Annotated in this window: 6 protein-coding genes; 2 read left to right on the plus strand and 4 right to left on the minus strand. The window is 66.9% G+C overall.

Annotation, left to right across the window (positions count from 1 at the left end; all coding sequences use genetic code 11):
- Positions 1-641 (plus strand): oxidoreductase (locus EN893_RS16875; protein ID WP_128361656.1); only part of this gene is annotated, 641 nt, incomplete at its 5' end.
- Between the two features lie 127 nt (positions 642-768).
- On the opposite strand, the gene EN893_RS16880 is transcribed toward EN893_RS16875, so the two are convergent.
- On the minus strand, positions 769-2,271 hold the full coding sequence (locus tag EN893_RS16880; RefSeq protein WP_127272635.1) for an ATP-binding protein: 1,503 nt from the start codon (positions 2,269-2,271) through the stop codon (positions 769-771).
- Positions 2,272-2,479: 208 nt separating this feature from the next.
- On the opposite strand from EN893_RS16880, the gene EN893_RS16885 reads away from it, so the two are divergent.
- Entirely contained in the window at positions 2,480-2,785 is a 306-nt protein-coding gene (locus EN893_RS16885) for a hypothetical protein (protein ID WP_013530714.1), read from the plus strand.
- A gap of 72 nt (positions 2,786-2,857) precedes the next feature.
- Here EN893_RS16885 and EN893_RS16890 read toward each other — a convergent pair whose 3' ends face one another.
- From EN893_RS16890 to EN893_RS16900, 3 genes are all read right to left on the minus strand, one after another.
- Positions 2,858-3,688: an aldo/keto reductase gene (locus EN893_RS16890; RefSeq protein ID WP_164748795.1), complete on the minus strand. Its 831-nt coding sequence runs from the start codon at positions 3,686-3,688 to the stop codon at positions 2,858-2,860.
- Between the two features lie 163 nt (positions 3,689-3,851).
- Positions 3,852-4,484, minus strand: a complete 633-nt coding sequence (locus EN893_RS16895) for a PQQ-binding-like beta-propeller repeat protein (protein ID WP_127267443.1) — start codon at positions 4,482-4,484, stop codon at positions 3,852-3,854.
- A 36-nt stretch (positions 4,485-4,520) separates the two neighbouring features.
- The coding region (locus EN893_RS16900) for a helix-turn-helix domain-containing protein (RefSeq protein WP_128361657.1) at positions 4,521-5,419 on the minus strand (899 nt) is incomplete at its 5' end.

Consider the following 5,419-nt stretch of genomic DNA (forward strand, 5'->3'; position numbering starts at 1 on the left):
TGGCGGAAGAGCTTTCGCGGCTCGGCACGCCGACAGTCTTCGTCGCCGCGGACCTCGCCGACCCGGCGGCCCCTGCCCTTTTGACGCAAGCCTGCATCGAGCGCTTCGGCCGCATCGATGCGCTGGTCAACGCCGCAGGGCTGACCGACCGGGCCTCGTTCCTCGACGCCGATCTCGACGGCTGGGCCTCGCTGTTCGCGGTCAACGCGCGGGCACCGTTCTTCCTCATGCAGGCGGCCATCGCCGACATGAAGAAGCGTGGCCAGGGCGGCGCCATCGTCAACATCCTGTCGATCAACGCCCATTGCGGCTCGCCGGAACTCGCCGTCTATTCCGCCAGCAAGGGCGCGCTGGCCACGCTGACCAAAAACGCCGCCAACGCCCATCGCTTCGATCGCATCCGCGTCAACGGCATCAATGTCGGCTGGACCGACACGCCGGCCGAACGTGTCATGCAGGCCGACACGTTGGGCAACGGGCCGGGCTGGCTCGATGCCGCCAACGCCTCGCAACCCTTCGGCCGCCTGTTCTCGACGAGCGACATCGCCAACCTCGCCGTCTTCCTGCTTTCGGATGCTGCCGGGCCGATAACCGGCACGCTCGTCGACCAGGAACAGTGGGTGATCGGGGCGAATCGGTGAGCGCCATCGAAACGCATGCGCCCTGCATGACGCATTTCGGCGTCGGCACCGTTGCCGTCAGAAGTTGGTCGCGATGACGGTGACTGAAAAAACCTATCGCCCATTCGCTCAAAGCACCCGCGCCGCTTCACAGCGCCAGGCTCTCCTGCTCCACCTCTTCGGCATTCGGATCTCCCGGTGCGGTGGCCCAGGCCAATTCGACCAGCGTCACGGTGCGCCAGCCTGTCCCGTCGAGTTGGCAGACGATGAGGCCCTGCTCCTCGATATAGGTCAAGAGGCGCCGGGCGCGGCGCAGCGAGTGCGAGCCGTAGGCGCGGGCGATCGCGGCGTCGCTCGGGCATGGCCAGCCCTCTTTCGCCGCACGGGCGATCATCATGAACACGCCCTGCATGTCGTCGGGCAGCAGCGACGCGCGGACGGAAACGTCCCGCCACGCGTCATCCTGCGTCGTCTCGGAACCAAGGCCGGCACGGGCGCGCGTCAGCATGCGGCGGAACTCCGGCAGGTCCGGCACGACCGACGCGAGGCCTTCTATGCGGCAGCGGACCACGAATTCCTGATAGAGCACCCCGATCACGCGAAAACCCGCATCGGGCTGCGCCAGGATGGCGCGCAGCACACGGTCGACGCGCTCACGACGCTCGGCCAGATCCTCGGCGCTGATTTGCGGCTCCGCCGGCTCGGGGCGCATTTCCAGTGCCGCCGATTTGGCCGCCATCAGCTGGTCGAGCAGGTCCGGCGACGCCGGGCGGCGCGGCGTGCGCACCGTCTCGGGCGGCGGCGCCGCCAGGATGATCGCGCGTGCATCTTCCAGCGCGGATTCCGGCATTGCCATGAGCCGCGGCGTGCCGTTGCGCGGGCTGGTGTCGGTCGGGCCGATGCGCAGCCCCAGCGGACGGCGCGACAGCGCCGGGCCGAGCGCCATGAACTGCCCGCGTTCCAGATCGCGGAACGCTTCCGCCTGGCGTCTCTCCATGCCCAAAAGATCGGCGGCACGCGCCATGTCGATATCGAGGAAGGTGCGGCCCATGAGAAAATTGGACGCCTCGGCTGCGACATTCTTGGCGAGCTTGGCCAGCCGCTGGGTGGCAATGATGCCGGCCAGCCCGCGCTTGCGGCCACGACACATCAAATTGGTCATGGCGCCGAGCGAGAGCTTTCGCGCTTCGTCCGACACCTCTCCGGCCACCGCCGGCGCGAACAGCTGCGCCTCGTCCACCACCACCAGCATTGGGTACCAGTGGTCACGGGCGACCTCGAACAGCCCGCCGAGGAAGGCGGCGGCACGCCGCATCTGGTTCTCGGCGTCGAGCCCTTCGAGATTGAGCACGGTGGAGACGCGATGCATGCGCGCCCGCTCGCCGGCCGCCTGCAGGCCGCGCTCGGTATGCTGCTCGGCATCGATCACCAGATGGCCGTAACGGTCGCCCAGCGAGACGAAGTCGCCCTCGGGATCGATGATGGTCTGCTGCACCCAGGGCGCGCTCTGCTCCAGCAGGCGCCGCAGCAGATGCGACTTGCCGGAGCCTGAATTGCCCTGCACCAAAAGGCGAGTCGCGAGCAGTTCCTCAAGATCCAGCTTCGCCGGGGCGCCCGCGGTCGTCTGTCCCATCTCGATCGCAACGGTCATCTCGACTCAGGCGCTCCTTTCGCAGACGGGCTTATCAACTGGGTCACAGCCCGTCGAGCGTGCATGACCGCCTGCGGCGTGTTGCGCACAACTGTGCAGGCACCGCCTGGAGGGGTCATCAGCCGATGCCTGGCGCAAACTTTGGGTTGACCCCTTCGGACCACGAGGCGACACTCCACCCAACGCTACGAGTGCGAGGAGGAATGCGATGGACGAGCCCGAACGGTGGCGCCACATGTCGACGGCGCCAAAGGATGGCAGCCGCATCCTGGTCACGGTGCGTCCGTCCGAACAGGGACCGGCGGAAGTAGACCTTGCCTATTGGTCGCGTGCCGACCAGTTCGCCTCGGAAGGCTGGCGCGCGTCGGACTCCTCGCCCGGGCGCGTCATCGAATATGCCGACCCGGAACTGAAGTGCTGGATGCCGTTGCCGACGGCAAACCTCAGCCGCGCGTCCATGCCAGCGCCCTGGGAAGGCGAAGACGCCCAGCAGCTGGATGGGTCCGGGATTTAAGCGCGCGGAGAGGCCGGAGATTGGCCAATCTCCCCTCGTGCGGGAGATCGGCAGCTTCGCGGTCGGCAGTCCTCAGAACAGGAACGCGGCCGTGGCGGGGTTGGGCCCGTTGCGGCCTTCGGGCGAATCCATGCCGCGGATCGTCTGCAGGTCCTGGGCATCCAGTTCAAAATCGAAGACATCGAAATTGGCGGCGATGCGATCCCTGCGGATTGACTTTGGAATGACGATCAGCCCCTCTTGGAGATGCCAGCGGATGATCGCCTGGGCGACGGACTTGCCATGTTTTTTGGCGATGCCTGAAATGGTCGGATCGCCGAGCAGCCGGCCGCTGCCCAACGGGCTCCAGCTTTCGATACGGATGTCGTGCTTGGCGTGAAAGTCCCTGACACCGCGCTGCTGGAACTGGGGATGCAACTCGATCTGGTTGACGACGGGCGTCACGCCGGTTTCCGCGATGATCCGCTCCAGATGGTCCTGGTTGAAGTTCGAAACGCCGATGGACTTGATGCGGCCGGCCTGCCGGAGTTCGACCAGCGTCTTCCAGGCCTCGACATATTTGTCCTGGCTGGGCACAGGCCAGTGGATCAGGAACAGGTCGATCTGCTCAATGCCGAGCTTGGCCATGGTGTCATCGAAGGCGCGTAGCGCCGCATCGCGCTGGTGTGCGCCGTTGCGCAGTTTCGAGGTGATGAACAGCTCAGCCCGCGACACGCCGGCGCTGCGGATCGCCTCTCCGACCCCTTCCTCGTTCTGGTAGCCTTCGGCGGTGTCGATCAGACGATAGCCGGCCTCGATGCCCCAACTCACCACCTCGGCGGTAATATCCTGGTCGACCTGCCACACGCCAAGGCCGAGCTGGGGAATGGCGGAGCCGTCGTTCAATGCAATCTGTTCGGGCATGATGGGCTGTCCAGGCATGGGGGGATCCTTTGCAAAGCGGGTCCGGGCGGTCTGCCCGGTGCACAGCCTATCTAGGTCCGACAGGATGCGACGACCAGCCGACAGCGGACAAATTGCCGTGTGAAGTGCGCCTGCAAGTGTGACTTCGGCGTCGGCCGCATCCTCACCGCGGCCGGCGCACCGCCCTCACCACCCCGGCGGATGTGCTGCCGCAATAGAGGCGGTCGCCGCCATCGGATTCCAGCCCCGACACGCCCATGCCGGCCGGCATGTCGAGCTTCTCGAGAACCTTGCCTGATCGCGGGTCGACGCGGCGCAGGTCGCTCTGGTCGCCTTCCCAGGTGGCGTGCCACAGCTCGCCCTCGACCCATGTCACCCCGGTGACGAAACGGTTGGATTCGATGGTGCGCAGGATCGCCCCTGTCTCCGGGTCGATCTGGTGGATCTTGCGTTCGCGATATTGCCCCACCCAGAGCGTCCCTTCGGCCCAGGTCAGCCCGGAATCGCCGCCGCCGCCCGGCGCCGGAATGGTCGCCAGCACCTGGCCGGTATCAGGGTCGATCTTCTGTATCAGGTCGTCGGCAAGCTGGAAGAAGTGCTGGCCGTCCCAGGCGGTGCCGGCATGCGCCGCGACGTCGATCGAGCGCAGCGCTTGGCCGTTTTCCGGGTCGAAGGCGTTCAGCTTCTCGCCCGAGGCGAACCAGACATTGTTGCCGTCAAAACTCACCCCATGCACCCTCTCCACATCTGGAAAGGGTCCGTATTCGCGCAGAATTTCGGCCGCTGACTGTTTCATGTCCTTGTCCTCACTGAGATGGTCTGATGTCCCCTACTAACCACTCGGCAGCGGCGCCGGGAGTAACAAGGTGGTCGTGAATCCCGCCACCGGCGGCGTCATCCAGCGGCGCGCCCGGCCGTGACCGAAAAACTGCACCTTGCCGGCCTCGCCAAGCTGCTCCAGCGCCCGTTGCACACTGCGTTGGCCGGTGCCAAGCGCCAGCGCCAACGCCGAACTCGCCCAGGATTCACCATCGGCAAGGAAAGCCAGCACCGCCGCGTGCCGCTCCTCGATCGGCCGCGCCAGCACCAGCACCTCGCGTGCCTGGCGCGGCGCCAGCGCGAAGCCCTGGCTGGTCGCGCCGATGTCGGCCAGGCCGCGCAATTCGGTGCGCAGCCGGCCGATCTCGACCCGCAGCCGTGCCCGGTGCGATTCATCGGCGTGCCTGCCGCCGAAGGCTTGCGCGATCAGCCTCGCCCTCGACACATCGCCTGGCCACGCTTCGGCGAGCGTACGGGCCAGCGCAAACAGCACCGGGCGCGTTGCCAGCGAGACCGTTTTCTCCTGTTGGCGCACGACATAGCGAAAGCTATCGACCAGCAATGCCGGCGACGCTTGCAACGCCTCGACGTCCTCAAGCAGCAACGAGCGCTGCTCGCCAGCCGCGATCAGCCGCGCCGCCGGTGTGTCCAGCGCCAGGAATGCGCGATCGACTTCAGCGATGAGCCCCGCAATGCCGGCCTGGCGGGCGGCGTGGCGTGCCCACTCCAACGCCCTGCGCGCCCGCTTCGTCTTGAGGCGCCGCATCGCGATGCCGGCGACGGCCAGCTCGTGGGCGGCGCGCGAGGCCGGCGGAAGCGGCATCGGATCGAGCCCGCCCAGCACGTCTTCGGCCTCGTCGAGACGGCCGATCAATAGCAGGCGGCGCACCTTGAGGTGGCCGGCATGCGCTG

The sequence above is a fragment of the Mesorhizobium sp. M7A.F.Ca.CA.004.04.2.1 genome, from assembly GCF_004022825.1.
In the GTDB taxonomy this organism is placed as follows: Bacteria; Pseudomonadota; Alphaproteobacteria; order Rhizobiales; family Rhizobiaceae; genus Mesorhizobium.

Coding starts and splice junctions, on each gene's coding strand:
- EN893_RS16890 (WP_164748795.1), bottom strand. CDS start 3,688: ATGCCCGAACAGATTGCATTGAACGACGGCTCCGCCATTCCCCAGCTC.
- EN893_RS16880 (WP_127272635.1), bottom strand. CDS start 2,271: ATGACCGTTGCGATCGAGATGGGACAGACGACCGCGGGCGCCCCGGCG.
- EN893_RS16885 (WP_013530714.1), top strand. CDS start 2,480: ATGGACGAGCCCGAACGGTGGCGCCACATGTCGACGGCGCCAAAGGAT.
- EN893_RS16895 (WP_127267443.1), bottom strand. CDS start 4,484: ATGAAACAGTCAGCGGCCGAAATTCTGCGCGAATACGGACCCTTTCCA.